The 26634-nt window shown below is 61.4% G+C and carries 30 protein-coding genes and 1 tRNA gene; 12 read left to right on the top strand and 19 right to left on the bottom strand.

All coding sequences use genetic code 11. The features are described 5' to 3' along the window. Positions 1-8: 8 nt before the first annotated feature. The 6 genes from AC1DLT_RS12595 to AC1DLT_RS12570 form a co-directional block, all read right to left on the bottom strand. Positions 9-1469, bottom strand: a complete 1461-nt coding sequence (locus AC1DLT_RS12595) for a hydrogenase 4 subunit F (RefSeq protein WP_038543975.1) — start codon at positions 1467-1469, stop codon at positions 9-11. After that, positions 1466-2134, bottom strand: coding sequence for a hydrogenase-4 component E (locus tag AC1DLT_RS12590; RefSeq protein ID WP_038543976.1), 669 nt, complete (start codon positions 2132-2134; stop codon positions 1466-1468). Before AC1DLT_RS12590 ends, AC1DLT_RS12595 begins: the two co-directional genes overlap by 4 nt. Then, entirely contained in the window at positions 2134-3090 is a 957-nt protein-coding gene (locus tag AC1DLT_RS12585) for a respiratory chain complex I subunit 1 family protein (protein WP_477486941.1), read from the bottom strand. The genes AC1DLT_RS12590 and AC1DLT_RS12585 overlap by 1 nt, the downstream gene beginning before the upstream one ends. Next, on the bottom strand, positions 3081-5096 hold the full coding sequence (gene hyfB, locus AC1DLT_RS12580) for a hydrogenase 4 subunit B (RefSeq protein WP_477486940.1): 2016 nt from the start codon (positions 5094-5096) through the stop codon (positions 3081-3083). Before hyfB ends, AC1DLT_RS12585 begins: the two co-directional genes overlap by 10 nt. Then, the gene (locus AC1DLT_RS12575) at positions 5093-5389 is read right to left on the bottom strand and encodes a helix-turn-helix domain-containing protein (RefSeq protein ID WP_477487233.1); all 297 of its coding nucleotides are present in this window, start codon (positions 5387-5389) and stop codon (positions 5093-5095) included. The genes hyfB and AC1DLT_RS12575 overlap by 4 nt, the downstream gene beginning before the upstream one ends. 289 nt (positions 5390-5678) lie before the next feature. Further along, a tRNA-Ile gene (locus tag AC1DLT_RS12570) sits at positions 5679-5754 on the bottom strand. A gap of 242 nt (positions 5755-5996) precedes the next feature. Between AC1DLT_RS12570 and AC1DLT_RS12565 the strand changes: the two genes are divergently transcribed. Then, complete coding sequence (locus AC1DLT_RS12565) at positions 5997-6746, top strand: SIMPL domain-containing protein (RefSeq protein WP_477486939.1); 750 nt, start codon at positions 5997-5999, stop codon at positions 6744-6746. 164 nt (positions 6747-6910) lie between these two features. On the opposite strand, the gene AC1DLT_RS12560 is transcribed toward AC1DLT_RS12565, so the two are convergent. From AC1DLT_RS12560 to AC1DLT_RS12535, 6 genes are all read right to left on the bottom strand, one after another. Then, positions 6911-7267 (bottom strand): hypothetical protein, encoded by a 357-nt coding sequence (locus AC1DLT_RS12560; RefSeq protein ID WP_477486938.1) that lies wholly within the window; start codon positions 7265-7267, stop codon positions 6911-6913. A gap of 154 nt (positions 7268-7421) precedes the next feature. Then, positions 7422-7844 (bottom strand): secondary thiamine-phosphate synthase enzyme YjbQ, encoded by a 423-nt coding sequence (locus AC1DLT_RS12555; RefSeq protein WP_477486937.1) that lies wholly within the window; start codon positions 7842-7844, stop codon positions 7422-7424. Positions 7845-7925: 81 nt separating this feature from the next. Then, positions 7926-8279 (bottom strand): DUF1428 domain-containing protein, encoded by a 354-nt coding sequence (locus AC1DLT_RS12550; protein ID WP_477486936.1) that lies wholly within the window; start codon positions 8277-8279, stop codon positions 7926-7928. 149 nt (positions 8280-8428) lie between these two features. Further along, the gene (locus AC1DLT_RS12545) at positions 8429-8827 is read right to left on the bottom strand and encodes a DUF427 domain-containing protein (protein WP_247039590.1); all 399 of its coding nucleotides are present in this window, start codon (positions 8825-8827) and stop codon (positions 8429-8431) included. A 116-nt stretch (positions 8828-8943) separates the two neighbouring features. Then, positions 8944-9984 carry a zinc-dependent alcohol dehydrogenase family protein gene (locus tag AC1DLT_RS12540; RefSeq protein ID WP_105437691.1) on the bottom strand — a complete coding sequence of 347 codons (1041 nt, stop codon included), beginning with the start codon at positions 9982-9984 and terminating at the stop codon, positions 8944-8946. A 122-nt stretch (positions 9985-10106) separates the two neighbouring features. Further along, entirely contained in the window at positions 10107-11234 is a 1128-nt protein-coding gene (locus AC1DLT_RS12535) for a DUF930 domain-containing protein (RefSeq protein ID WP_477486935.1), read from the bottom strand. A gap of 242 nt (positions 11235-11476) precedes the next feature. On the opposite strand from AC1DLT_RS12535, the gene AC1DLT_RS12530 reads away from it, so the two are divergent. From AC1DLT_RS12530 to AC1DLT_RS12515, 4 genes are read left to right on the top strand one after another with little or no spacing between them, the layout of a single operon-like run. Next, entirely contained in the window at positions 11477-11962 is a 486-nt protein-coding gene (locus AC1DLT_RS12530) for a TetR/AcrR family transcriptional regulator (RefSeq protein WP_477486934.1), read from the top strand. Between the two features lie 17 nt (positions 11963-11979). Further along, positions 11980-12312 (top strand): DMT family transporter, encoded by a 333-nt coding sequence (locus AC1DLT_RS12525; RefSeq protein WP_477487232.1) that lies wholly within the window; start codon positions 11980-11982, stop codon positions 12310-12312. Between the two features lie 54 nt (positions 12313-12366). Then, positions 12367-12609, top strand: a complete 243-nt coding sequence (locus tag AC1DLT_RS12520) for a type II toxin-antitoxin system Phd/YefM family antitoxin (RefSeq protein ID WP_046633083.1) — start codon at positions 12367-12369, stop codon at positions 12607-12609. Then, a complete protein-coding gene (locus tag AC1DLT_RS12515; RefSeq protein ID WP_038544119.1) occupies positions 12609-13031 on the top strand; it encodes a type II toxin-antitoxin system VapC family toxin in 423 nt (140 codons plus the stop codon). Before AC1DLT_RS12520 ends, AC1DLT_RS12515 begins: the two co-directional genes overlap by 1 nt. Positions 13032-13091: 60 nt before the next feature. Here the strand turns inward: AC1DLT_RS12515 and rpoD are convergent, their stop codons facing one another. From rpoD to dnaG, 3 genes are all read right to left on the bottom strand, one after another. Beyond that, a complete protein-coding gene (rpoD, locus tag AC1DLT_RS12510) occupies positions 13092-15155 on the bottom strand; it encodes an RNA polymerase sigma factor RpoD (RefSeq protein ID WP_038544121.1) in 2064 nt (687 codons plus the stop codon). 415 nt (positions 15156-15570) lie between these two features. Continuing rightward, positions 15571-15918, bottom strand: coding sequence for a GFA family protein (locus tag AC1DLT_RS12505; protein WP_477486933.1), 348 nt, complete (start codon positions 15916-15918; stop codon positions 15571-15573). Between the two features lie 89 nt (positions 15919-16007). Next, a complete protein-coding gene (gene dnaG / locus AC1DLT_RS12500) occupies positions 16008-18014 on the bottom strand; it encodes a DNA primase (RefSeq protein WP_477486932.1) in 2007 nt (668 codons plus the stop codon). A gap of 188 nt (positions 18015-18202) precedes the next feature. Here dnaG and AC1DLT_RS12495 point away from each other — a divergent pair, with 188 nt between their 5' ends. Both AC1DLT_RS12495 and AC1DLT_RS12490 read left to right on the top strand, forming a co-directional pair. Further along, entirely contained in the window at positions 18203-18496 is a 294-nt protein-coding gene (locus AC1DLT_RS12495) for a BrnT family toxin (protein WP_247137132.1), read from the top strand. Further along, positions 18459-18791, top strand: coding sequence for a BrnA antitoxin family protein (locus AC1DLT_RS12490; protein ID WP_477486931.1), 333 nt, complete (start codon positions 18459-18461; stop codon positions 18789-18791). The genes AC1DLT_RS12495 and AC1DLT_RS12490 overlap by 38 nt, the downstream gene beginning before the upstream one ends. A gap of 332 nt (positions 18792-19123) precedes the next feature. On the opposite strand, the gene AC1DLT_RS12485 is transcribed toward AC1DLT_RS12490, so the two are convergent. Next, a complete protein-coding gene (locus AC1DLT_RS12485; RefSeq protein ID WP_038544126.1) occupies positions 19124-19576 on the bottom strand; it encodes a GatB/YqeY domain-containing protein in 453 nt (150 codons plus the stop codon). 325 nt (positions 19577-19901) lie between these two features. Here AC1DLT_RS12485 and carA point away from each other — a divergent pair, with 325 nt between their 5' ends. Then, positions 19902-21107: a glutamine-hydrolyzing carbamoyl-phosphate synthase small subunit gene (gene carA / locus AC1DLT_RS12480; RefSeq protein ID WP_477486930.1), complete on the top strand. Its 1206-nt coding sequence runs from the start codon at positions 19902-19904 to the stop codon at positions 21105-21107. A gap of 99 nt (positions 21108-21206) precedes the next feature. Further along, positions 21207-21557 (top strand): antibiotic biosynthesis monooxygenase, encoded by a 351-nt coding sequence (locus AC1DLT_RS12475; RefSeq protein WP_477486929.1) that lies wholly within the window; start codon positions 21207-21209, stop codon positions 21555-21557. A 25-nt stretch (positions 21558-21582) separates the two neighbouring features. Here the strand turns inward: AC1DLT_RS12475 and AC1DLT_RS12470 are convergent, their stop codons facing one another. Both AC1DLT_RS12470 and AC1DLT_RS12465 read right to left on the bottom strand, forming a co-directional pair. Next, positions 21583-22980, bottom strand: a complete 1398-nt coding sequence (locus AC1DLT_RS12470; protein WP_477482921.1) for an MATE family efflux transporter — start codon at positions 22978-22980, stop codon at positions 21583-21585. Positions 22981-23108: 128 nt separating this feature from the next. Further along, complete coding sequence (locus tag AC1DLT_RS12465; RefSeq protein WP_477486928.1) at positions 23109-24368, bottom strand: TCR/Tet family MFS transporter; 1260 nt, start codon at positions 24366-24368, stop codon at positions 23109-23111. 281 nt (positions 24369-24649) lie between these two features. Between AC1DLT_RS12465 and AC1DLT_RS12460 the strand changes: the two genes are divergently transcribed. Beyond that, the gene (locus AC1DLT_RS12460; RefSeq protein WP_247137127.1) at positions 24650-25021 is read left to right on the top strand and encodes a phospholipid-binding protein; all 372 of its coding nucleotides are present in this window, start codon (positions 24650-24652) and stop codon (positions 25019-25021) included. A gap of 83 nt (positions 25022-25104) precedes the next feature. Beyond that, entirely contained in the window at positions 25105-25584 is a 480-nt protein-coding gene (locus AC1DLT_RS12455; RefSeq protein ID WP_247036428.1) for a DUF2938 domain-containing protein, read from the top strand. Here the strand turns inward: AC1DLT_RS12455 and AC1DLT_RS12450 are convergent. Continuing rightward, complete coding sequence (locus tag AC1DLT_RS12450) at positions 25581-25904, bottom strand: ArsR/SmtB family transcription factor (RefSeq protein WP_247036427.1); 324 nt, start codon at positions 25902-25904, stop codon at positions 25581-25583. The genes AC1DLT_RS12455 and AC1DLT_RS12450 overlap by 4 nt on opposite strands. Positions 25905-25951: 47 nt before the next feature. On the opposite strand from AC1DLT_RS12450, the gene AC1DLT_RS12445 reads away from it, so the two are divergent. Then, complete coding sequence (locus AC1DLT_RS12445; RefSeq protein ID WP_477486927.1) at positions 25952-26434, top strand: SRPBCC family protein; 483 nt, start codon at positions 25952-25954, stop codon at positions 26432-26434. Positions 26435-26634 lie beyond the last annotated feature (200 nt).

Below are 26634 nucleotides of genomic sequence, written 5' to 3'. Positions count from 1 at the left end.
ACAGTCCTTCATCGGAGCAGGTTGGCGATATGCTGGAACCAGGCGACCAGCGGCGGCGGCAGATAGATGCCGGCGATCAAGACCAGCACGAGATGCGAATACATCGGCAGATAAGAGGCATCGGCCGGTTTCCGGCTGCCGCGCGGCTGGCCAAAGGCGACGCCCGTCAGCCGCAGCAACAGGGCCCCGAACGCCACCAGCAGCCCGAACACCAGCGGCACGGCCAGCAGGGGATGTCGCGCGAAGGTGGAGCTGACAAGCAGAAACTCGCTCATGAAGACGCCCATGGGTGGCAGGCCGGCAATGGCTGCAACGCTGATCACCAGACCCCAGCCGAGGACCGGATGGGTTTCGGTGAGGCCGCGGATCGCCGAAAGCCGCTGGGTTCCCTTGATCTGGGAGATGTGGCCGACGGCGAAGAAGATCGCCGATTTGGTCAGCGAATGCATGACCATATGCAGCAGCCCGGCGAAATTGGCGAGCGGGCCGCCGAGGCCGAAGGCGAAAACGATGATGCCCATATGCTCGATCGAGGAATAGGCGAACATACGCTTAATATCGCGGCGCCGGTAAAGCATGAACGCCGCGAAGATCAGCGACGCCAGCCCCATGGTCATCATCAGCGGCCCAGGGCTGATCGCTTCCGGACTGGCGGCGAGCAGGATCTTGAAGCGCAGCACGGCATAAAGCGCGACATTCAGGAGCAGTCCCGACAGCACGGCGGAAATTGGCGTCGGCCCCTCGGCATGCGCGTCCGGCAGCCAGGCATGCAGCGGCGCGAGGCCGACCTTGGTGCCGTAACCGAGCAGCAGAAAGATGAAGGCGACGTTGAGCAGCGCCGGGTCGAAGTCTGCGACCCGCTCGACGAGAAGGGTCCAGACCATGGCGTCGTACCCTTCTCCGACCACCGGCTGTGCTGCCAGATAGACGAGAATGGTGCCGAACAGCGCGAAGGCGATACCGACGCTGCCCAGAATGAAGTATTTCCAGGCCGCTTCCAGCGCCTCATGGGTGCGATAGATGCCGACCATCAGCACGGTGGTCAGCGTCGCCAGTTCCACGGCCACCCACATCAGGCCGATATTGTTCGAGACGAACGCCAGGTTCATGCCGAACATCATGATCTGATACATGGCGTGGTAGAAGCGCAGGTTCGCCGGCGTCAGCCGGCCGGTCTCCAGTTCGTGGGCGATATAGCTGGCGCTGAACAGGCTGGTCGTGAAGCCGACGAAGGTGTTGAGAACGATGAAGACGATGTTGAGGTCGTCGACCAGCAGGTACCGGCCCGGCTCCGGCCGCTCGGTGACGAACAGGCAAAGGGCGGCGACGAGCGTCAGCAGGCTGGCCGCCACGTTGACGCGCGCCGTCACCTTGTAGCCAGGCATGAGAGCGAGCAGCGTCGCCGCGACGACCGGGATCGCCAAAATGGCCGCGACCGCATCGAAGGCGAAGAGGGAGGATGCGTTCATTTCCGCCGCCTTCCCCTGACGTCGTCGAGCGCCCTGACATCGACGGTGTCGAACCGCTCGCGGATCCGGAACAGGAAGACGCCGATGACGATGAAGGCGATCAGGATCGAGAAGGCGACACTGATCTCCACCACCAGCGGCATGCCCTTGGCGCCGGTCGCGGCGAGCACCAGTCCGTTTTCGAGCGACATGAAGCCGACGACCTGGCTGACGGCATTGCGCCGCGTCACCATGATCAGCAGCCCGAGCAGCAGGACGGAGAGCGCGAAGGCGAGGTCCTCGCGGGTCAGCGGGTCGGCTTCGGGCGTCACCCGCAGCATCACCACGATCGACAGCGCCACGAGGCCGATGCCGGCCAGCATGGTGAGGCCTATGCCAACCACCGTCTCGATCTCCCGGTGGATGCCGAGCTTGCGGATCATATGATGGAGCGCGACCGGGATGACGACGACCTTAAAGACGAGCGCGATCGCCGCCGTGACATAGAGATGCGGGGCGCCCTGGATGAAGGCCTGCCAGGCGACCGAAAGGGTGAGCAGCAGCGAATGCAGGGCGAACACGTTGAGCAGCGCATAGAGCCGGTCCTGGTAGAGCATCATCATGCTGACCAGGACGAGGCCGCCAGCGAGCATGTGGGCGATGTCGAAATAGACCGGTCCCTGCATCACAGGCTCCTCGATACGAATCTGAGCAGCGTGGCAAGCAGGCCGAGCATCAGCGCTGCGCCGAGGAACTGCGGCACCCGGAAGACTCGCATCTTGGCCGTCGCCGTCTCGAACAGCGCAAGCATCGCGCCGCCGACCGCAAGCTTGACGACGTAGGATGCAAAGCCGACGAGGTAGGCCGGATACCCCGCCTCCGGGCCCTTGATGTTCCAGGGCACGAAGATGCAGACGATCATGGAGAGATAGAGCAGCAGCTTGAGCATGGCCGCGAGCTCGATCATCGCCAGATGCCGGCCGGAATATTCGAGCACCATGGCCTCGTGCACCATGGTGAGTTCGAGGTGGGTCGCCGGATTGTCAATCGGGATGCGCGCGTTCTCGGCGATCGCGACCATGATGATGGCGATCAGCGCCACGGCCAGCGAAACGCGCAATCCCACCTGCGGGGACGTCATGAAAGCGGCGATCGTCGAAAGCTGGGTGGAACCGGCAATAAGTGCCACCGCGAAGATGATCAGCAGCATCGCCGGTTCGGCGAGCGTGGCGATCAGCATTTCGCGGCTCGATCCTATCCCGCCGAAACTGGTGCCGACATCCATGCCCGCGAGCGCCAGGAAAAAACGGGCGCTGCCGAGCAGGCCGACGATGGCGATCAGATCGACCGTCCAGCTGAAAATGAGGCCTGTCGCGAAGGTGGGAATAACCGAGGCTGCAACCCAGGTCGCCGCGAAGATAAGGTAGGGCGCCATCCTGAACAGCCAGGATGCGTTTTCCGCCACCACCGCCTCCTTGCGCAGAAGTCTCGACAGGTCGCGATAGGGCTGAATGACCGATGCTCCGCGCCGGCGCAGGAGCCGCGCCTTCGCCTTGCGGACGAAGCCGGTCAGCAGCGGCGCAAGCGCCACGACGAACGCCATCTGGACGATCTGGACGAGAAGGTCGTGGATCAGGACCATAACGCCAGCACCAGAAGCAGGAGGACGAGCGCGAGGAAGACGAGGCTCAGATAGCGCCGGATGGTGAGGAATTGCAGATAGTTGAGCTTCTCGGCCACGTAACCCACGGCGCCGGCGATCGGCAGATAGAGACCTTCCCAGACGAGATCATGGGTCTCCAATGCAAAGCGTGCCGGGCTCAGCGTACCGGGCGGCGGCATGTCGACCCGCTCGCGGACGCGGAAAACCAGCGTCCCGAAGACCCGCCGGACCGGCTGGGCAAAGCTGCCGGCCGAATATTGCATCGTGGCGTCGATCTGCGCAAAGCCGCAGTCCCAGGCCGGCGCCCGGCGAAGGGCACGCGAAGCGAAACGGTGGACGAGACCGGCGGCGAGCCAGGCCGAGAACCCGATGAACAGGAACACGAGCAGGCCGTTATAGGAACTGCGGCTTTCCGTGACCGGCACGATCGACAGCCACGGCATGTCGGTTTGTACCGGCATCCGGCCGCCGACGAGAAGCTGCGTGACCGGCGCGAGGGCGTCGATGACGATCCCGGGCAGGATGCCGGCCAGCAGGCACAGAGCCGCCAGAATGGACATGGCCGCCAGCGAGAAGCGGTCCGCTTCCGAGGCATTCGCGGCCGGGTCGGTTCTCGGCCGACCGAGGAAGGCGATGCCGAACGCGCTGACGAAACAGGCCGCCGCCAGCGCCGCCGACAGGGCCAGCAATCCGCCGACGGCCGGCACGAGAATGGTCAGCGCCCATTGGGGCAGGTCGGGGCTTTGCAGGATCGCCTGGAAGGCCAGCCATTCCGACGCAAAGCCGTTGAACGGCGGCAGCGCCGAAATCGCCATGCACCCGACTAGGAAAGTAAAGGCGGTGACCGGCATGCGATGGATCAGGCCACCGAGCTTTTCCATGTCGCGTTCGCCCGTCCGGGTCAGGACGGCTCCGGCGCCGAAGAAAAGGAGGCTCTTGAAGAAGGAATGGTTGAGGACGTGGAAGAGCGCGGCGGTCATGGCAAGCGCCGCCGCCAGTTCCATGCCGGCGTCCTTGAACGCGAGCGCCAGTCCGAGGCCGACGAAGACCACGCCGATATTCTCGATCGTGCTGTAGGCGAGCATGCGCTTGAGATCCCGCTCCATCAGGGCATGCAGGATGCCGAGCACAGCGGTGCCGCTGCCGATCAGCAGGACGAGGAGGCCCGACCACCAGGCCGGCGTGCCGACGAGGTCGAAGAGGACGCGGATGAAGCCGTAGACGGCAACCTTGGTCATGACGCCGCTCATCAAGGCCGAGACATGGCTGGGTGCGGCCGGATGTGCCAGCGGCAACCAGACATGCAGCGGCACAAGACCGGCCTTCGAACCGGCGCCGACCAGCAGCAGGACAAGGACGAGGCCGGTCGCGAGTGGAGTGTGGTCCATGCCCCGCATGGCGGCGAAGCCATAGGCGCCGTCAGGCCCGGCCAAGAGGCCGAAGGCGAGCAGCAGGGCGAGTGTACCGAAGCTCGCCATGACGATGTAGAGATAGCCCGCCCGGCGGTTCTCGGCGTCGCGGTGATGCGCCATCACCAGCGCCCACGAGGCCAGCGACATGAATTCCCAGGACAGCAGGAAAGTGAATGCGTCGTCCGCCAGGATCACAAGGTTCATGCCGGCAAGGAACGCCGGGAAGAAGGGCAGGACCCTGTGGGGCGCATGTTCGTGACGTCCGTAGCCGAGGCCATAGAGACTGGCGAAGGCACCGCCCAGATCGACGACGAGAAGAAAGAAGGCGGCCAGCGGGTCGAGCCTGAAATGCGCCCCGAGCCAGGGCAGGCTGAAGGGAAGCATGAGGATCGGAACCTCGGCGGGCGGCGAGACGAGCTGCACCAACCCGGTTGCAAAGGCGACAGCCGCAATGGAAAGGCTCAGCCCGTAGATGACAGGCGTTGCCTGCTTCGATCGGGCCATGAAAACCGCGAGCGCCGCTGTCGCCAGAAGCGCGGCAACGCATAGCAGCATGACAAGTACCGACGTCATGGGCGCCTCCTCGCTCCATGCGTGCGTCCGGATGGTTCCGGCTTCTCGTTTCCGGAAGGTCCCGCTCCAGCCCTCAGCCGGACCCCCCGCCCCCCATTTTCGCTGGCCGCCCCCTCGCCGATCAGCTCGATCCCGGCCCTGTCGAGCGCCGCCAGCAGGCGCATCAGGGAATCGACGTTTCCCCGCACCACGTCGGCGCTCGCTTCCATGCGCTGGATCGTCGGCACCGAAATCCCCGCCAGCTCCGCCAGCTTCCGCTGGTCGATGCCGAGAAGAGCCCTCGCGGCGCGCATCTGAGCAGCAGTAATCACGATTCAACCATCGCTTTTATTGTGCAGACCCGGATATTCGATGTTTATAATATACCTACTGATGTTTCAGATCAATATTTCGATGGGTGACGACGCATCTTTGAGGGCTGACGGGTTATGTGCCCGTCAGGCAGACGACGACATGATCTGGGATAAATCGACCTGGAGCAGAGGACATTGCAAACCATCGACAACCCGTTCGGCACGAGGTTGTCACCCATGTCTTAGGTACGTTTTGTTACCTATGTCTCCGGTCAGACAGACAGAGAATTGGTGGGCCCGGAGGGACTCGAACCCCCAACCAAGCGGTTATGAGCCGCCGGCTCTAACCATTGAGCTACAGGCCCGCCGATCCGGCAGAAGTGGGGCGCAATGGTCCGCCCTCACCCGGAGGTTCGCTCTAACGTAATTCATCGGAAGCCACAAGCCGTTGCCGCAATAGCTTCACAATCAACCGGCAGGTAGGCTCGTCTGGCGCGAATATGCCGAGCCGATTCCCGGTTGGATTTGTTCGCGGGGTAGATGCAACATGACGGGCGGGTCGAGGGAGAAACGTCCCTTCCGCCCGGACAGATCGGGGAGAACATCCATGCGCGCTGCGCTTTCGTCGTCACGTATCGTCCTTGCAGCCGCATTTGCCGGTGCGATCGCCATTTCTTCTGCGGGTCAGGGTTTTGCCCAGGATGTTCGTCCCCGCGAACCGGTCATCAATGTGCTCGGCGAAGGCCAGGCCTCCGTGGCGCCCGACATGGCCATCCTGACGCTTGCGGTGGTTCGCAACGGCCAGACGGCGCAAGCCGCACTTTCGGCCAGCAGCGCCGCCATGAAGGATGTGCTGTCGGCGCTGAAAAGCGACGGCATCGCCGATCGCGATATCCAGACCAGCAATTTCTCGATCTACCCGCAATACCGCCAGCCCGAGGCGAAGAACGGCGTCATGCAGCCGCCGCAGGTCATCGGTTATGAGGTCTCCAACACCTTGACCCTCAAGGTCCGCGATCTCGAGAAGCTCGGCGGCCTGATCGACCGTTCGGTGAAGCTCGGCGTCAACCAGGGCGGTCAAATCACCTTCACCAACGACAAGCCGGACGACACGATGACGGAGGCCCGCAAGAAGGCGGTCGCCGAGGCGCTTGCCAAGGCAAAGACGCTGACGGAAGCGGCCGGCGTCAAGCTCGGGCGGATCCTGGAAATCAGCGAGAATTCCATGCGCCCCGCACCCCAGCCGATGATGCGCATGGCGATGGCCAAGGATACGGCCGCCGAGGCAGTTCCGGTCGCCGGCGGCGAAAACACCTATACGGTGACCGTCAACGTCACCTTTGCCCTCGAGCAATAATGACGGGTTGTCGAACAGAGCCGGACGCCCTTCCCAATGGCGCCCGCCCCCGTCCGGCAGATAAGGCGAAAAATAAAACGCCCCCACCAGATCGTCAGACCTGGTGGGGGCGCTTGTCCTCCGTCAACGGGCGATGGAGACGGAAGGGCTCTTTGGGTTAAAGCCTAGCGGCGGATGACCGGGCAGCCGCGCTCGTTGGCGAACAGGATGCGCTCCGGACCCCGATAACCGAAGCCGGCGACGACCACGACGCGGCGGCCGGCATCCACGACGCGGGCGCGGCGCAGGCCCATGCGGCTTGCCTTTTCTTCTGCCAGCCCCGGAGCGCAACCGCGCGGACCGCGATCCGGACGCCAGTCGCGATCACCGCCACGATCCGGACGCCAATCGCGGTCACGGTCGCGATACTGCACCTGAATGGCGAAGTCCGGACCGGCGGCAGCAGCCACCGGGGCCGTTGCGGAAAGGCCAGTAAGCGCGACGAAAACGGCCACGCCGGCTTTGACAATCATGCTGGTCATAAAATTGCTTCTCCGAAATCCGGGTCAGTTTTCGCAGGCCCCAAGGTTGTTGCTCTCGCCTTCCCCAGCGATTGGCGCGACCCTAGCCCAAGGGGTCTGAACAACATCCTAACTGCTCATTCAGCCGGTATTCATAACCGGCTCAAAGCCGGAATCATGGTGAAAGATGCAGCACGACCTGGCGGACATGCGGCTGGTCGCGATGTTCGAAGAGGTAGATGCCCTGCCAGGTGCCGAGCATCAACCGGCCGTCCCGGACGGGAATGCCGAGCGAAGTGGCGGTCAACGCCGCCTTGATATGCGCCGGCATGTCGTCCGGCCCTTCGGTCGTGTGGGTGACCCAGCGCATTTGGGGATCGGTGGTCGGCGGCACCAGACGGGAGAAGAAGGTCTTCAGGTCGCGTCGGACATCCGGGTCGGCATTTTCCTGAATGATCAAGGAGCAGGACGTATGACGCACGAACACCGTAAGCAACCCCTCGCCCACCTGCGCGCGGCGCAAAAAGTCCTGCGCCGCGTCGGTGAATTCGTAGAGCCCCTGGCCGCTTGTGGAGATCGAAATCACGGTCTGGGACATGGAGGGATCCTTTATCGGCGAAGGCGCCGGCAGCAGAAATAGAAGCGCCGACAGTGAGACGGCACTCCTATCACCGGCGGTCTACAATGTCAGGAAGGGCTCGAAGCCGCCGAAGATCATCCGTTTGCCGTCGAAGACCTGCGTCCATTCGTCTCCAGAGAACCGCTCGTCCTTCATCACCCTGGCATTGATCTCGTCCCGGCGGGCCCGGCTTTCATAGGTGATCCAGGAGAAGATGACAGTCTCGTCCTCCTTGGCCTGCACGGCCCGCGGAAAGGAGGTGAGTTCCCCATAAGGCACGTCGTCGGCTACGCATTCCACATAGGACAACGCGCCGTTCTCCATCCACACAGCGCCGGCAACGCGCGCCATGTCCTTGTAGCGTTCGAGATTGGCCTTGGGCACGGCAAGAATAAACCCGTCGACATAAGGCATGGTTTTCCTCCTTGGTTGGGTCACCCCCCCAAGGACGTGGGAATAACAGCGTAGTCGACAAGGGCAGAGGATTTTTCTTCACCCTTCAGGTTTTCACCCGCACACGCTCCGAAGGGCGGCAAGCGCGCCCTCGACCGCCCATCCGCCTGTCAGAACTGACCTGCTTCAGGCGCGCCAAGCTCCTCGATGGAATCGACCCGGTCCGGATAGAAGGCGACATGTTCCTTGATCCCGGAGACGGCTTCGTAAGGGTTTTCATAGGACCAGATGGCATTCTTCGAACGTTCGCCGCCAGCCGGAATGCTGAAATAGGAAGCCTCTCCCTTATACGGGCAATAGCTCTGGTGGTCGGTCCGCTCAAGGAGCGACATATCCACATCCTTGCGCGGGATATAGTGGACCGGCGGATAGGAGGACTCGCGCAAGGTCAGCGAATTGACGCTGTCGGCGATCACCCTGCCGCCGAGCTTCACGACCACCCGCGAGGGGTTATGCTCGACGGTGATCGGGTGATCCGGCCCTGGAATTTTCTGTGCCCTGACATTCATGGTTCGTCCTTTCGGGTTCGACGCATGTGTTCGATATAGGGCGCCCCAAACCGCCGCCCAAGCGGCCGAAGCGGAATGCTCCGGCCATCGATAGCGAACAATCGCCGGGTCACGCGTCAGAACGTGGTGATCACGCTGATGCCCGGTGTTTCGGATCTGTCGAGAGTCATCAGGCCGGGAACCGCCTCCTCCAGGCTGATCCGCTTGGCGATCAGCTGCTGCGGCTTCATCTTGCCGGCCTTCAGCATGGCGAGCATCGCGTCGTAGCGCCAGGCTTGCATGCCGTGGCTGCCATAGATTTCCAATTCGTGGCCGATCACCTGCGCCATCGGGATCGAGGGCGTGGCGTGCTCGCCGAGCATCAGCCCGACCTGCACATGCCGGCCGCGGCGGCGGAGATTCTTGATCGAATTGAAGCAGGTGACGGGATGGCCGAGCGCGTCGATCGACACATGCGCGCCGCCCCCGGTGATCTCGCGGACCGCCTCGACCACATCGGCAACCGTGCTCGCATTGATGGTTGCGACCGCTCCGCATTGGCGGGCGAACGCCAGCTTGTCTTCGGAAAGATCGATGCCGATCGCGTTCGCTCCAAGCGCCGTGGCGATCATGATCGCCGACAGGCCGACGCCGCCGCAGCCATGCACCGCGACCCAGTCGCCAGGCCCGGTGCGGGCCTGGTCGGCAACTGCCCGGAAGGAGGTGGCGAACCGGCAGCCGAGGCTCGCCGCCGTCGCGTCGTCGATCTCTTCGGGCAGATGCACGAGGTTGGTGTCGGCATAGTCGATCGCCACATATTCGGCGAACGAACCCCAATGGGTAAAGCCCGGCTGGAACTGGTTGGGGCAGACCTGCTGGTTGCCGGAATGGCATTCCGAACAATGGCCGCAGCCCGACACGAACGGCACCGTCACCCGGTCGCCGATCTTGAAACGCATGACGCCCTTGCCGGTCGCCACCACCTTGCCGGCCAGTTCATGTCCCGGCACATGCGGCAGGCGAATATCCGGGTCATGCCCCATCCAGCCATGCCAATCGCTGCGGCAGAGCCCGCTCGCGCCGACCTTGACCACGACACCATCAAATGTCGGCTCCGGATCGGGAACATTGCGGATTTCCGGCGCCTTTTCAAAGGCATCGTAGAACATGGCTTTCATGGCGGGCCTCATCTTGAATGTGGCGCAGCATAGTCGACGCGGCTCGCGGGTCAATCAACCCACGCGGCGCCTTTTGCGATGCCTACATCGACTACGTCACGACGAGGCGTCGCCGGAGGGTTTCACAATTCCGGAAAGCCGCGCTTGCGCCACTCGCTTTGCGGAACCGGCGCGCCGATGTCGAACGCAAATGAGACGATTTTGGTGGCATCCTCGTCAACCTCGCAGCGGAAACTCAGGTCATACCATTGCGCGTTGGCACGGAATGCGCCCCGCCTGACTTCGAGCACCGTACCGCTCGGAAGCCGATAAGCCGGCAACATTTCCGGTCTGTAGGATTGAGCCGAATGTCGCAGTTGCTCGCGAAGTTCCGTCGCGCAGAGCTGACCGGCACGCACCCCGCGCGGCACATTGCCCATCGCTGTCGTGGCGATCGCATCACCCGTCTCGCTCTGTGAAAACAGCGTCTTTGCCTCGGTCAGTTCGACCGGCTTGCCAGGGGTCGGCGTCTTGGACGGGTCGTTCTTGGGCGACGCGGTTGGCGGCGCCGTCACGATCTCGGTCTTGGTCGTGTCCGGCGAGGTGCCGGCAATCGGGCCGTTCTGCAATCCGTTGGTTGCCGCAATGCCGATCTCCGGCAGTTGGATATCGTCAGGCACCGGATTGGCCGGTGGTGCCTCCACGACTTTAGGTGCTTCCTTTGCCTGCTTTACCGGTTCGACGGATTTCGCATCCGCCTTGCTCTCTGCCGGCGGATTGGTCGTTTCCTTCGATGCATTACCGGTCAGAGATTTCTTCGGCCCGGCATCCTTCTCACCGAATTCAACGACGGGGCGCAGAACCGGCAAAGGCTGCTTCTTGGCCTCCTCGGCGGGCTTTTCCTCAGGCGTCGGCGGAGGCGGGGGTGGCTCCTGCTTTTTCGCCTCCTCCTGCTTTGGCGGCGGGGGCGGCGGGGGTGGAGGCTCCGCCTTCTTAGCCTCTTCCTGTTTTGCAGGTTCCGGAGGTTTCTTCTCCTCCGGTTTCGCCTCCTCGGCCTTCCTTTCCTCGGGCTTCTTCTTCTCTTCCTGTTTCTTCTCGGGCTCTTCCGGCGGAGGCACGATTTCGACCTGGACGGTCTCCTCCTTCTGCGGCTCGGAGGAATCGGCCGGCAGGTGCAAGAACAGGGCCGCCACGAAAACGACATGCACCAGGATGGAGGCAGGAATGCCCCATCTTATGTCGCCGCGCGGCTTTCCAGATAAATCCGTCATGGCAGCGGATGTAAGATGGAAAGCCGGCCGGATCGAGTCCCCGAATGATCAAAACGACGCAAAATCCAGCTTTCCGGGAGCGAGTTGCGCTGCCGCCCCTCTCCCATGGGATTCGGAAGGAGTTTGCCGTTGCAAACAAACCGACCATGCGGTATTTTTAATTCATGTCGAAAGCTCACAGACGCGAAAAACAACCCGAACAAGTGCGGCGATCCCTCCTGGATCATGCGGCGCGATGCGCCGTGGACGAAGGTCTCGGCAGCCTGACCCTGCAGGCGGTCGCCGACGCGGCCTCCGTCACCAAGGGCGGATTGCTGCATCATTTCCCGAGCAAACAGGCGCTGATCGAAGCCGTCTTCGAAGACCTGCTCGGCAAGCTCGATATGGAGATCGACCGGCTGATGAGCGAGGATGAAATCGGCCGGGGCCGGTTCACGCGCGCTTATGTCGACGCCTTTTTCCAGGTGACCCGCGACGGACCTGAAAGCCCCTGGGCTGCGCTGTCGATCTCCTGCATGACCGACGCGCGGCTCAGGCAAATCTGGTCGGAATGGATGCGCGATCGGCTCGCGCAACATGCGCAGACCGACAATCATCCGGCCTTCAAGCTCGCGCGCTACGCGGCCGACGGCATCTGGCTTGCCAATCTCATGGAGGCGGACGGTTTACCGGCAAAAGAACTCGCAGAACTCCGCGACCAGCTGCATAACCTCACGAAACAAGAGTAACGAAAATGAACCCGGCAATCCTCACCTACGGCTCGCTCGCCGGCGCAATCGTGCTGGAAGTCATCGGCACCACCTTCCTGCAGCAGAGCCAGCAGTTCACCCGCGCATTGCCGACCATCCTGATGGGGATGTGTTATGCGACTGCCTTCTATCTCCTGTCGATCGCATTGCGCACCCTGCCGGTCGGCATCGCCTACGCGATCTGGAGCGGCCTCGGCATCGTGCTGATCTCGGCCGTCGGCCTGATCCTGTTCCGCCAGACCCTCGACACCGCCGCCATCATCGGCCTCGGCCTAATCATCTCCGGCGTCGTCGTGGTCAACGTGTTTTCGAGCTCGGTCGGGCATTGATTGCGGAAACGACGCTTCGGACGTATATTTGCAGGGAATGATCAGGAGATCACGATGACTGCGATCACTCTGGCGGAAGCAAAAGAAAAACTCGGCGAATTGATTGACCGCGTCGCCCAAGGCGAGACGGTTGAGATTCTACGTGATGGTCAGCCTGTCGCGCAGCTGGCGCCGCCGAGATCGAAAAAGCAGCCAATCGACTTCGAGATGCTCAAGGCGATCCGGGAGAAAATGCCTCCGCAAAGTGAAGACGCCGGAACGTTCATGCGACGTTTCAGGGACGACGAACGCTACTGATGTTCTACATCGATACATCAGCCCTGATTGCTTTGCTGGTGGGAGAGACATCCGTCGAAAGAGTGCTCGACTGGTTTGCGAAGAACGGAGACCGGCGAACTCTCGTCAGCGAGTGGACAATCACCGAGTTTTCGTCCGCACTCTCGGTGAAAGCGAGACACGAACGAATGCCCCAGGAACTGCGGCAACTGGCACTGGCGGGATTCAATCGCATGGCCTCTCAATCCCTCGAAATACTCCCGATATTCTCTCGCCATTTCGTCGCGGCCGCGCGGCTCGCCGACGATATCGACGTTGGCCTCCGCTCGGGCGACGCACTGCATCTCGCCGTCGCAATGGAAGCCGGCGCGGAAATCATTACGCTGGACAAGCGGTTCGCTTCCGCGGCAAACGCCCTCGGCGGGCGCAGCATCCTCCTGTAACGGAAAAACCCAGCCTGCTCTCGCAAACCGGGTCTCTGATTTTCCAACCGCTGAAACCGCTCAGCTATCCAGGAAGCTCCGCAGCTTGCGGCTGCGGCTCGGATGCTTGAGCTTGCGCAGCGCCTTGGCTTCGATCTGACGGATACGTTCGCGGGTAACCGAGAACTGCTGGCCGACTTCTTCGAGCGTGTGGTCGGTGTTCATGCCGATGCCGAAGCGCATGCGCAGCACGCGTTCTTCACGCGGGGTGAGCGAGGCGAGAACACGGGTCGTGGTTTCGCGCAGGTTCGCCTGGATGGCGGCGTCGATCGGCAGAAGGGCGTTCTTGTCCTCGATGAAATCGCCGAGATGGCTATCCTCTTCGTCACCCACCGGGGTTTCGAGCGAGATCGGCTCCTTGGCGATCTTCAGGACCTTGCGGACCTTTTCGAGCGGCATGGCGAGCTTTTCGGCCAGTTCTTCCGGGGTCGGCTCGCGGCCGATCTCGTGCAGCATCTGGCGCGATGTGCGGACGATCTTGTTGATCGTCTCGATCATGTGCACCGGAATGCGGATCGTGCGGGCCTGGTCGGCGATCGAACGGGTGATCGCCTGCCGGATCCACCATGTGGCATAGGTCGAGAACTTGTAACCACGACGGTATTCGAACTTGTCGACCGCCTTCATCAGGCCGATATTGCCTTCCTGAATGAGGTCGAGGAACTGCAGTCCGCGGTTCGTGTACTTCTTGGCGATCGAGATGACGAGGCGAAGGTTCGCTTCGACCATTTCCTTCTTGGCGATACGCGCTTCGCGCTCGCCCTTCTGCACCATCGAGACGATCCGGCGGAATTCGGCGATCGAGATGCCGGTTTCCGTTGCAAGGTTCTGGATCTCCTGGCGGATATCGCGGATCGTCGTGTTCTCGGCGCGCGCGAACTCCTTCCAGCCGCGGGCGGCCAGATTGGCGATCGACTTCATCCAGTTCGGATCGAGTTCCGCACCCTGGTACTGTTCGAGGAAACTATCACGCTTGACGCCGTAGGATTCGGCGAGACGCAACAGGCGGCCCTCGTTCTGCATCAGGCGCTTGGAGATGTCGTAAAGCTGCTCGACCAGAGAATCGACGCGATTCTGGTTGAGCGACAGCGACTTCACCGCGGTGATCAGCTCGTCCTTGAGTTCCTTGTAACGGCGCTCCTGGGCGGACGACAGCGTACCGGTTGCCGCCAGACGCTGCTCTACCTGCTGGTCCTGCAGCTTGCGCAGCTTCTTGTAGGTGTCGGCGATCGTGTCGAGCGTCTCCATGACCTGCGGACGCAGCTCGGCTTCCATCGCGGCAAGAGAAAGGCTCGACTCGTCGTCGTCCTCTTCCTCTTCCTCGAGGTTCATGCCTTCGCCGCCGACGGCGGTGATGTCGTCGTCATTGGCCGCGGAGAACCGAGCCTTGCGGGTCTTTTCCTTTTCTTCGGCAGCCTTGCGGTCGGCCTCGATCTTTTCCGGGCTCTGGAACTGCGGCGCAGCCTTGGCTTCGGGACCAGAATAGGTCGTTTCGAGATCGATGATCTCGCGAAGCAGCGTCGTGCCTTCGTTCAGTTCGTCACGCCAGATGATCAACGCCTGGAAGGTCAGCGGGCTCTCACAGAGCCCGGCGATCATCGTTTCGCGGCCGGCCTCGATGCGCTTGGCGATCGCAATTTCGCCTTCGCGCGACAGAAGCTCGACGGAGCCCATTTCGCGCAGATACATGCGCACCGGGTCGTCGGTACGGTCGGTCGGCTCTTTCTTCTTCGCAGTCGCGAGCGCGGTGCTGGAGGTGGTGGCGATTTCGCCGCCTTCGCTCTCGTTATCGTCGCTATCGCCGTCAGCATCATCGTCGCTGGCGGTGGCTTCTTCTGCCTCTTCGTCTTCGACGACGTTGATGCCCATGTCCGACAGCATCGCCATCGTGTCTTCGATCTGCTCGGAGGTGACTTCCTCCGACGGAAGGACCGAATTCAGCTCGTCCATGGTCACATAGCCGCGCTTCTTGGCGGCTTTGATCATCTTCTTGACGGCGTCGTCAGAAAGGTCGAGAAGCGGACCGTCGTGCGAGCCTTCGCGTTCGTTCTCAGCTTCTTCGTTTTCTTTGACTTTTGTTGCCATGTATTTAGTCACTTTCCCTGAACGCCACTTTCGCCGCGCTTCGTGGCCACCGGCTGAAGACGGGTTTGACCGCCTTTGCCGCGAATCACTGTCCAACACGTAACGGAATGACCTTTAATTCCCGATTACCATTCGGCGGCCGTTTTTGACTCAGGACCGTCCTACTAGAGGATCACCGGTCATGTTCGGTGCTATTGACCCACTCCGCCTATTTTGCCTGAAATGGTGATTCCCACAAATTAACGTTCCGTCAAGCTTTTCCATAGGTCATACCCAGGAAAAGTCGAAAATATGCCCTTTGAGGGGGTCTAATAGGGGTACGCTCACCAGATTTAACCGATATGTAGGCGGCAGGCCCTGAAAGACAAGGGTTTGCCTAGACATAAAGGTTTATGCTTTTGGTCCGGCATATTCCTTAGCGGGAAGCGCCGTCATACTGGGTTACCGTCAGTGTAGCAATGTCGATTTCTGGCACGCATCTCAGATTGATCGCCGCCATCTCCGTACCATTCGGCATCGTCGCCTCACTGAACGGCGCGATGCCGCAATAGGCGCAGAAGTAATGCGTGATCACATGCCTGTTGAACTGGTAGGAAGATAGTTTCTCCCGCGAGGTAGCGAGCTGGAACTGACTGCGCGGAACGAAAGCCAGCAACACCCCTTTGCGCCAGCAGAAAGAACAGTTGCATTCCATCGCCGTATCGAACTCGCCTTCCGCATTGAAAGCGATATTGCCGCAATGACAGCTTCCGGTAATCCGCATCAAGCTCCCCGCTCAAGCGACTCGATGCCGCATAGGATAGAGCCACGTCATCATTCGGCAAGGGCAGGATTTCACCAACCGCAGGTCCCTCAGCCGTGGCTGACGGCCGCCCCCTTTACCCGGCCCGAAAGCACACCGAACCCGTCGATGATCGCTTCCTGGTTTTCCATGCGGAGGATTTCGAGCTGGACTTCCGACAGCGCACGTAGCAGCGGCTCGATCTCGCCGGCATCGCCCGCTTCCGTCGTTTCGGCGATTTCCCGCTCCAGATCGATCTTCTGGAGCCTGAGCGCCTTGGTGCGCTTGTGCAGCGACAGCGCCTGGCGATACCCCTCGCGGGCATCCTCCAGCGCGGCGATCTCGGTCGCAGTCCAGAGCCGCGCGTTGCGCACCTGCTGGTCCAGCGACTTCAGGATGACGTCAAACCCCTCGCCGGCAAGCCGCTGCATCAGATATTCGCGCGAAAGGTTGGCGCCCACAGTCGCGGCTGCCGGCAACATCGCCGACCAGAAGCGCTGCAGGGCGCGGTTCTCGAAATCGATCGCGGCAATCTCGTCATATTCCTCCAGCAGCAACTGGGGATGGTTGACGATGGTGAGCGCCAGCACGCTTTCCCGCAGCGCTGGCAGGTCGCGGTAACCACGCACGAGACCAGAGCGCGCAAGCCGGTCGGAAACGCCGGCGGCCCTTCCCGCAGCACGCGGCCCCTGCGGCGGGCCACCCTGCCCCGGCCTGCCACCAGCACCGCCGCCGCGCTGAAAATTCTGGCGCCGATCATTGCCGCCGCGCTGAGCCGGCGCGAAGAAGCTGTTCAGCCGGTCACGGATGGCCTGTTGGTAATGCCGGCGCACGTTTTCGTCGGCGATGACGGAAACGATCTGCTTCAGCCGCGCTTCGAGTTCGGCACGCTTTTCCGGCGTATCGAAACTTGCCGACGCCGCCTCGCGCTGCCAGATCATCTCCACCAGCGGCTTTGCTTCCTTGAGCACCTTGTCGAAGGGCGCGCGGCCTTCATGGCGAACGAGATCGTCCGGATCCTTGCCGTCGGGAAGCAGCGCGAAACGCACCGATTTTCCCGGCTTCAGGAACGGCAGCGCCAGATCCGCGGCACGGCTTGCTGCCCTGAGGCCGGCGTCGTCGCCGTCAAAGCAGAGCACCGGCTGGGAAGTCATCCGCCAGAGAAGCTCGAGCTGGTTTTCGGTAAGCGCCGTGCCAAGCGGCGCCACGGCATTCTCGACGCCCGCCTGATGCAGCGCAATGACGTCCATGTAGCCTTCGACGGCGATGATCGTGCCCTCGCCCTGTCCAGGCTTGCCGACACCCTGAGCCCGTCGTGCCCGTGAAAAATTGTAGAGCACCTGCCCCTTGTGGAAGAGCTCGGTCTCATTGGAGTTGAGATATTTCGCCGGCGCATCCGGCGCCATGGCACGGCCGCCGAACGCGATCACCTTTTCCCGCGACGACAGGATCGGGAACATCACCCGGTCGCGAAAGCGGTCATAGGAGACAGCGATCCCCTCCCCGTGCACCACAAGGCCGCAAGCCTCGATCTGGTCCTTCGGCACGCCTTTGCCGGCCAGATGTTCCTTCAGCGCATTGCGGCTTTCCGATGCGTAACCGAGACGGAAGGTCTCGATCGTGCGGCCGGTCAGCCCGCGGTCGCGCAGGTAGGCGCGCGCTTTGGCCCCGACGGCGCTCTGGAGCTGGTCCTGGAAAAATTGCGTCGCCAGCTCCATGACGTCGAGCAGCGTCGTGCGTTCCTTCTCGCGCTTCTCCGCCTGGGGGTCCGGCTGCGGCATGGCGATGCCGGCCATGTCTGCGACAGTCTGCACCGCTTCGGGAAAACTCTGCCCTTCGAGATCGGTCAGGAACCGGAAATGGTCGCCTGTGACACCGCAGCCGAAGCAGTGGTATCGGCCCTTGCGGTCCTCGCAATGAAAGCTTGGGCTCTTCTCGCCATGGAAGGGGCAGCAGGCCCAGTAGTCGCCGCGCGAGACGTTGGTCTTCTTCCGATCCCACGTCACCCGCCGGCCGATCACGCCCGATATCGGCACGCGGTCGCGAATCTCGTCGAGAAAACTGTTGGAAAAGCGCATCTTCACCTCTGCTTGGCGTCCATATAAGCACGGCTCGAAAGGAACGCCACCAACAAGAGAAATGCTGCCCGCTATTCACAGGCAAGCTGTCCAAAGGCTTGACTAACTTGCGCCTCTGTATATACATATTGCCTACACACATGGCGCATTACGTGCCTGAAGGCAACTGAAGTCTTTTAGGTATCGTTATGAATCGTGAGCAAGAACCGCTCTCCCTCTTCGAGTGGAATGAAGGCAAGCGGAGAACCAATCTTGAAAAGCATCAGATCGATTTCGAAGATGTGGTGTTCGCCCTCCAAGAGCCCCGTCTCGAACTTCGCTCGGATCGAAATGGAGAAGTCCGCACCCTTGCAATTTGTCCCGATACGGATCGCCTCATAGCAGTCGTTTATACCATGAGAGGCGAAAAATGCCGGATCATCTCAGCACGGGCGGCCAGACAGAATGAGCAAAGACTCTATTACGACCGTTACCCTCGATGAACTTCGCTTGAAGCGTGCCCAGGGCGAAAAAAGCCAGACCGACTGGGCGCGTGTCGACGCCATGACCGATGAGGATATCGACCGCGCGATTGCGGACGATCCCGATTGGGCGGAGTTCAAGGATATCGACTGGTCCAAGGCCGTGCTCGTCGTGCCGAAGCCCAAGAAGTCAATCTCCCTTCGCGTGGATGAGGACGTCATCGATTTCTTTAAGTCCACCGGCAAGGGTTACCAGACCCGCATCAACGCGGTGCTCAGGCACTACATGCGCGAACAGAAGAGTCACAAGAAATGACACTCCCATGCTTCGATATTCGGCAAATTTCAGGCCGGAAACAAGCAATCCGGATTATCTTTTTGTAATTTGCAAACACAGATTGGCGCGTCTAGCCTCACCTCAAAATCGAAAGCGTCGAAGCCCCCAGCGAAAATGCCATCGGGCACGGCCTTTTCGACCGTCCAGCTCCTTCGCTCTTCGGACGGGGCGTGTCGCAGTGTTTCGCAGCGCCCCGGACCATCTCGCCGGCGGCAAGTCCGCTGTCGGCCGGCAAGATCCGAAAGAGCAAAAAGGCGGGAATCCGGTGACCGGATTCCCGCCTTTCGTTCACCGGCCTAAAAAAGGGCCGCCTACTTCAAAAGCTCTTTCACCACGCCGGAAGCCTTGGCGAAATCCATCTGACCCGGATGCTTTTCCTTCAGCACCGCCATGACCTTGCCCATGTCGCGCAGGCCTTGGGCGCCGGACTCGGCGATCGCCGCCTTGATCAATTCCTGCACCGTCTCGTCCGACAGCTGCTCGGGCATGAAACCTTTGATGACGTCAATTTCCTCGCGTTCCTGCGTCGCAAGTTCGGCACGGCCGGCGTCTTCGTAGATCTTCGCCGATTCCTCGCGCTGCTTCACCATCTTCTGCAGAATCTGCAGGATATCGTCGTCGCTGACCGGGTCCTTGCCGAGACCGCGATTGGCGATATCGCGATCCTTGATCGCAGTCTGGATCAGCCGCACGGTCGAAAGCCGGCGGGTTTCCCTGGCCCTCATGGCGTCCTTGAGCGCATCCGAAAGCTTGTCGCGCAACATCATTTTTCTCCTTGGGAAAAGCCTGGGCGCAGGCATCGTGAATTGTGGCTTTTCCTTGGCATTCACACCGCTGTCATAGACGACGGGCCGGAGGCGATCAAATCAATTCGCCCAAATCCTTGAATCCGATGGCTTATAATCCCCATGGAATTCTTCGGCGCCGAGATTGACCACCTCGCCTGCTTTGTCTATTTTCCGGCACCTGCACGAGATTTAGAGGGTTAGGGCTTGCGCCGGGATTCCGCGCGCCCGTCTCTCACGACCATAAATGGCCCTCGCAGCCTGTCTCTTCAAGGGACGGGACCGGTGAGGCAGAAGGATGGATATGACCGCGACCGCTCCCTGGACCACCAAGAAACCCACCGCATTGCTCGTTCTGGCCGATGGCACCGTGATCGAAGGAACCGGGATCGGCGCAACCGGCAAGGTGCCGGCCGAAGTGGTGTTCAACACCGCGCTGACCGGTTACCAGGAGATCCTGACCGACCCTTCCTATCTCGGCCAGATCGTCACCTTCACCTTCCCGCATATCGGCAATATCGGCACCAACGAAGAAGACGTCGAGGACCTGACGCCGGCAGCTCGCCGCGGCGCGGTCGGCACCATCTTCAAGGCCGACATCACCGAATCCTCCAACTACCGCGCCTCTAAGGATCTCGACGGCTGGCTGAAAGCCCGCGGCATCATTGGCCTTTCGGGCATCGACACCCGCGCGCTCACCGCCTGGATCCGCCAGAACGGCGCACCGAACGCCGTCATCGCCCATGACCCCAACGGCGTCTTCGATATCGAGGCTCTGAAGGCCGAAGCCAGGGCATGGAGCGGGCTCGAAGGCCTCGACCTCGCCAAGGAAGCGACTTCCGGTCAGTCCTCGCAATGGAACCAGAAGCCCTGGGTCTGGAATGAAGGGTATGACGACCTGAAGCCGGAAGACGCAAAATACCATATCGTCTGCGTCGACTACGGCGTAAAGCGCAACATCCTGCGCCTTTTCGCTGGCCTCGACTGCAAGGTGACGGTGGTGCCCGCCCAGACCTCTGCGGAAGACATCATGGCTCTGAAGCCGGATGGCATCTTCCTGTCGAACGGCCCGGGCGACCCGGCCGCGACCGGCGAATATGCCGTGCCGGTCATCAGGGACGTCATCAAGACGGATATCCCGACCTTCGGCATCTGCCTTGGCCACCAGATGCTCGGCCTGGCGCTCGGCGCCAAGACCGAAAAGATGCATCAGGGCCATCACGGCGCCAACCACCCGGTCAAGGACCACACCACCGGCAAGGTCGAGATCGTCTCGATGAATCACGGCTTCGCGGTGGATTCGAAGTCTCTGCCGCAAGGCGTTGAGGAGACTCACATTTCCCTCTTCGACGGCAGCAATTGCGGCCTGCGCGTCACTGGCAAGCAGGTGTTCTCGGTCCAGCATCATCCGGAAGCCTCGCCCGGCCCACAGGACAGCCACTATCTCTTCCGTCGCTTCATCAACATGGTGCGCGAGAAGAAGGGCGAGCCCGCCCTCGCCGAGCGCTGAATTCCAGCGCGCTTAAAAAATCCGCAGCCGCCTATTGACCTCAACATTGGTTGAGGTCCCATAAACGCCCCTGTTCAAGATCGAGCAGGGGTTTTTCATATGAGCGAAATACAGAATCGACGCATTTTTCGCGTCAACAGGTTTGCGGTCCCGGTCGAAGGGCGCGAAGAATTCATGGCGTTGGTTCACAGAACGCATAAGGTTATCCGTGCCCAGCCGGGCTTCGTCGACGACCTGATCCTGGAACAGGCTTCCAGCGCCGGACTGTTCAACATCATCACCATCCTCCAGTTCGAAGGCGAGCACGCTCTTCAGCCGGTCATTGCCGCAGTCGCAAAATCCGATGAGGAGGCAGGCATCGATAGGCAGGCGTTGAGCCGACGCCTCGGCGTAGAGACCAATGTCGGCTTCTACCACAGGGCGGTTTTACAAGAGCTCCAACCGGCCTGACCAACAAAGACGGTCCGCTGGCTCTTCAGCGGGTCGTTCTGGCCTGGCGTCTCACCAGCAGCCAGAAGCGGCCGCAAAGCAGAACCGCGGCCGCTGCGAGGCCGGTGACGAAGCCAAACCAGACGCCTTCGCCGCGAAACCCGAGCGGGAACGCGAAGACCCAGGCGCAGGCGAAACCGATCGGCCAATAGGCGATCAGCGCCAGCACCATTGGCACCCTGGTGTCCTTGAGGCCACGCAACAGGCTGGCCCCGACCACCTGTAGCCCGTCGACCAGCTGGAAAGCCCCGGCGATGACGATCAGCGGCACCGCCAATTTCAGCACGGTCGCGGCGTCCTCCTTGCGTGTATCCAGGAAGAGATTGCCGAAGAAGTGCGGGATCGTCGCATACAGCACGCTGCCGATTGTGGTGAACAGGACGCTGACCGCAAGCACGGCAAGCGCCGCCCGCTTGACGCCTAGAAGATCACCGCGGCCATTGGCCAGCCCGACGCGCACCGTCGCCACCTGCGACAGGCCGAGCGGGATCATGAAGGCGATCGCTGCGAGCTGCAGCGCGATGCCGTGGGCTGCGAGTTCCAGCTTGCCGATGATGCCCATCAGCAGGGAGGCAGCCGAAAACAGGCTGGTTTCCGCCAGAATGGTGAAGCTGATCGGCAGGCCGAGCACGACAATCTCGCGCACCATGCTCCAGTCCGGCCGCCAGAAGCGCACGAAGATCTCGTAAGCGCGCATCTTCGGCTGGCTTTCCACATAAAGGAGAGCGGCCACGAAACCGAACAGGTTGGCGGCGACGGAAGCGATTGCCGCCCCGTGCAGGCCCATTTCCGGTGCACCGAAATGACCGAAGATCAGCAGATAGGCAAGGCTGGCATTGATGAGGAACATCACGATCGTGACGTAAAGCACGATGCCGCCCTTCTCGAGCCCGGTGACGAAGCTTCGAAGCGCCATCAGCCCCAGCGCCGGGAAAATGCCCCATTGGGCGATGCGCAAATAGCTCTGTGCATTTGCCGCGACATCCGGCTGCTGCCCGAGCGCCAGAAGGATGGGTGCCGAGAACCACAGGATCGGCGCCGTCAGCACCCCGAATGCAAGCACGATCCACAGCCCCATGCGAACCGACCGACGCACCGAGCGGCTATCGCCATGCCCGAGCGCCTGCGCCACCATCGGCACCACGGCGCTGGTGAAACCGGTGCCGAAGATGAAGACCAGGAAGAACATCTGCGTGGCGAGCACGACGGAGGCGAGTTCGGTCGTGCCGAGCCAGCCGACCAGGATGACGTCGGTCGTATTGATCGCCATCTGTGCCAGCTGCGCGCCGACCAGCGGCACGCCGAGGGCAAGGGTCGCGCGCATATGCGTGGACCAGGAATTGTCCGTCACCGTCACAGCCATGGTGGTGGAAAGGCTCGACATGACACTCCTCCGCAGACGAAAAAAGCCGCTTCCAGAAACTGGCGAGCGGCGGATGACACAGCCTATAGAGGAGCATCATCCGTGCGGCAACACTTACAGGCGATTCAGCAGTATTTTTGGACGTTTCTTCAAGAAATCTGATGCGTGAGCTCGGTTTCGCGCCCAACCACCTGTGTTTTCCGTGAAATCCGGCTCAGGAACACCAAAATGGCACAAGCCATGAAAATCGCCGCCATCATGTATGGCGCGCCCGCGAACTCCATTTTCGCATGCTCCCCCGTGAACGCGCTGAACAGCTGCGTGAAGATCGCCGGACCGACGATCGTCGTCAGGCTGGTGAGGCTCGTCATCGCGCCCTGCAGCTCCCCTTGGGCCGACGGCGGCACCTTGGCCGAAGCAATGCTGCGCAGCGCCGGATCGGCGATGTTCTCGATCGTCGTCACAAGGATGATGGCATAGACCATCCACCCCTGCCACGCGAAGGCATAACCGGTAAGGCCGAGACAGCAGAAACAAAGCCCGAGCACCGCAGTCTTCCATTCGCCGAGCACAGGCACCAGTTTCGGCAGGATGAAGCCCATAACAAACGCGGCGCAGATACCGAACAGACCGAGCGACAGGCCGATCTGCCCCTCGCTCCAGCCGTAACGATAGGTGGACACGAAGGACCAGACGGACGGATAGACCGCGTGCGCCAACCAATAGAGGAACATCACCAGCATGATCCAGCCGATGCCCGGATAATGGCGCATCTGGCGCAGCGCACCGAGCGGATTGGCGCGCTTCAACTCGAACTTGCGGCGGTTCGCCTTGTCGAGCGTCTCCGGCAGCAGGAACCAGGAAGCGACGAAATTGGCAAGCGACAAGAGCCCGGCGCCAAGGAACGGCACACGCGGCCCGAGTTCGCCGAGCAGCCCTCCGATCACCGGCCCGACCGTGAAACCGACGCCGAAGGCGATCCCGATTAGGCCAAAGTTCTTGGCGCGATTTTTCTCATTGCTGATATCGGCAATATAGGCCGAGCAGGTGGCAAAACTGCCGCCGGAAATGCCGGCCAGCACACGACCGACGAACAGCATCCAGAAACTGGTGGCGGCCGCGCAGATCAGGTTGTCGAGAGCGAAGGTGAGGACCGAGGCGAGCAGGATTGGCCGACGGCCGAAACGGTCGCTGAGATTGCCAAGCAGCGGCGCAAACAGAAACTGCATGCCGGAATAGATAAGCAGCAGCCAGCCACCGTCGACGGCCGCCGCACTCATGTCGTCGCCGGTCAGCTCGCGCAGGAAGGTCGGCAGCACCGGCATGATGATCGCGATCCCGATGATATCCAGGAACAGGATCATGAAGACGAGGAAAAGGCCTCGGCGGACAAATTTCGGGTCGAGCATTAAATGTCTCTCTAGCAATGGTGTTTTCTTGAAAGACGATCAATTCGCCGGGCTGCCTACATAGCGGTAAAGGAAAACCGAAACAATACGTGAACATTTCAAAGTTTTTGATGAAAGGCACAACCGCAACGCATGGTCATGCAACCCGGCGCTCCTCTGCTTCCAGAACGTTAGTTCCTCAGCCCGGTCATCCACCATCTATGCGCGACTTCCGTTGACAGATGCACGCGAAAGCCTAGTCTACCTCCTGTTGCTTCGACCGTGATCGATTGGGGATTGTCATGCGCGGATTGATGGTGATCGCATTTCTCCTGGCATCGTGTACCGCCGCAATGGCGGATATGAAGGTCTCCTTCGACTGGGGACCGACAAAAAAATGTTTCGATTCGAAATCGCCGCCGATCTCGCTGTCGGGCGTGCCGGCCGGCACCAAGGCGCTCGATATCCGCATGAAGGATATGAACGCGCCGGAGTATAACCACGGCGGCGGCAAGGTGGACTATTCCGGCCAGAAATCACTCGCCTACGGCGCCTTCAGCTATACCGGCCCCTGCCCTCCCTCCGGCCAGCACAAATACCGCTTCACGGTGAATGCTCTGGACGCCGGCGGCAAGACGCTCGCGACAGCCACCGCCGACAAGATGTTTCCCTAGTCTCGGAGCCCGGAGGATCTCGACAGCCCAAACCGGACCTCATAGAGATTGGAATTGAACTTCCCTCTCTCCGGCGGCCTCTCATGATCGAACTTCTCTGGCGCGGCATTCTCATCGGGCTCGGCGCCACCATCCTGATGGACCTCTGGGCGATCGTGCTGAACAGGGTCTTCGGCCAGCCCAAGGCCAACTGGGCTCCGGCCGGGCGCTGGTTCTGGCACCTGCACCGCGGAAAGGTGTTTCACGACAGCATCGCGGCAGCCGAACCCTACGAACATGAACTGGCTCTCGGCTGGGCCGGCCATTACGCCATCGGTGTTCTCTACGGTCTGATCCTCGCCCTGGTCATGGGGCAGAACTGGTTCGCCGCGCCCACCTTCATTCCCGCGTGGATCCTCGGCATCGTCACCATCGGCGCCGGCTGGTTTCTGATGCAGCCCGGCCTTGGCCTCGGCTGGGCCGCTTCGAAGACGCCGAGGCCGAACAAGGTTCGCTTTCTCAACTTCGCCGCCCACACCGTTTTCGCGCTCGGGCTTTACGGCACGGCGCTGCTGATCCGCTAGTCTTCCAGATCCCGCTTCATCCGGTCGAGCATATCCACGGCATGCGCCGCATAGGCGCCGATCCAGCGGTCGTGGATCGCCTTGATCGGCAGCGGGTTCAAATGGTTCCAGCGCTCCCGGCCCTCGCGCTTCACCAGCACCAGGTCGGCCCCCTCCAGAACTTTCAGATGCTGCATGACGGTGCAGCGGTCGAGCTTCGGAAACCGGGCACAGAGATCGCCCGTCGTCTGTGGCCGGTCCTTCAGCTCGTCCAGAATCTCCCTGCGAACCGGAGCTGCTAGAGCCTTGAAAATACGGTCGTTTTTTTCACTGCTTGACATGTTATATTTTTATAACATAATGCAGGGAGAAACAAGGGAGAAAGATCATGGAACTGAAATTCAAGGTATCCGGCCGGATTTCAAAACCGGTCAAGGAAGTGTTCGAGGCCGTCGCCGATCCCAAAAAGCTTTCGGGTTATTTCACCACTGGCGGCGCCAAGGGGCGGTTAGAGACCGGCACGACTGTCACCTGGGACTTTCACGATTTCCCGGGCGCTTTTCCTGTTGAAGTCGTCGAGGTGGAAAAGAACAGCAAGATCGTGCTGCGTTGGGACGCGACGGAGGGCAATGCGGCCGAACAGGGACCGGAAAACGTCATCCCCGCCCACTACAAGACGACGGTCACCATGACCTTCGAGCCACTGGAGGGCGATCGCACGCTGGTGACGATCGCCGAGGAAGGCTGGCGCGAAACACCCGGCGGCCTTTCAGCCTCCTACGGCAACTGCCAGGGCTGGTCGCAGATGCTCTGCGCCTTGAAGGCCTATGTGGAATACGGCATCAACCTGCGTGACGGCATGTATAAGTGATTTGGCTCTTGAGGGTGCCGCTTATTTGGAAGCGGGGATCGTGCCTGTTGTGATCTCCCCACCTGTGGGGGAGATGCCCGGCAGGGCAGAGCGACTGTCTTGTGCGTCAAGCGCTTTGCCATGGTTTATTGTCCCGGATGATGGCGTTGAGGATTGTGAGGAGCTTTCGCATGGTGGCGACGATGGCGACGATCCTGGGT

The sequence above is a fragment of the Neorhizobium sp. 05N33 genome (assembly GCF_056397445.1).
The sequence above is the reverse complement of the archived record's forward strand: the minus strand, read 5'-3'. Positions and strand labels throughout refer to the sequence as shown.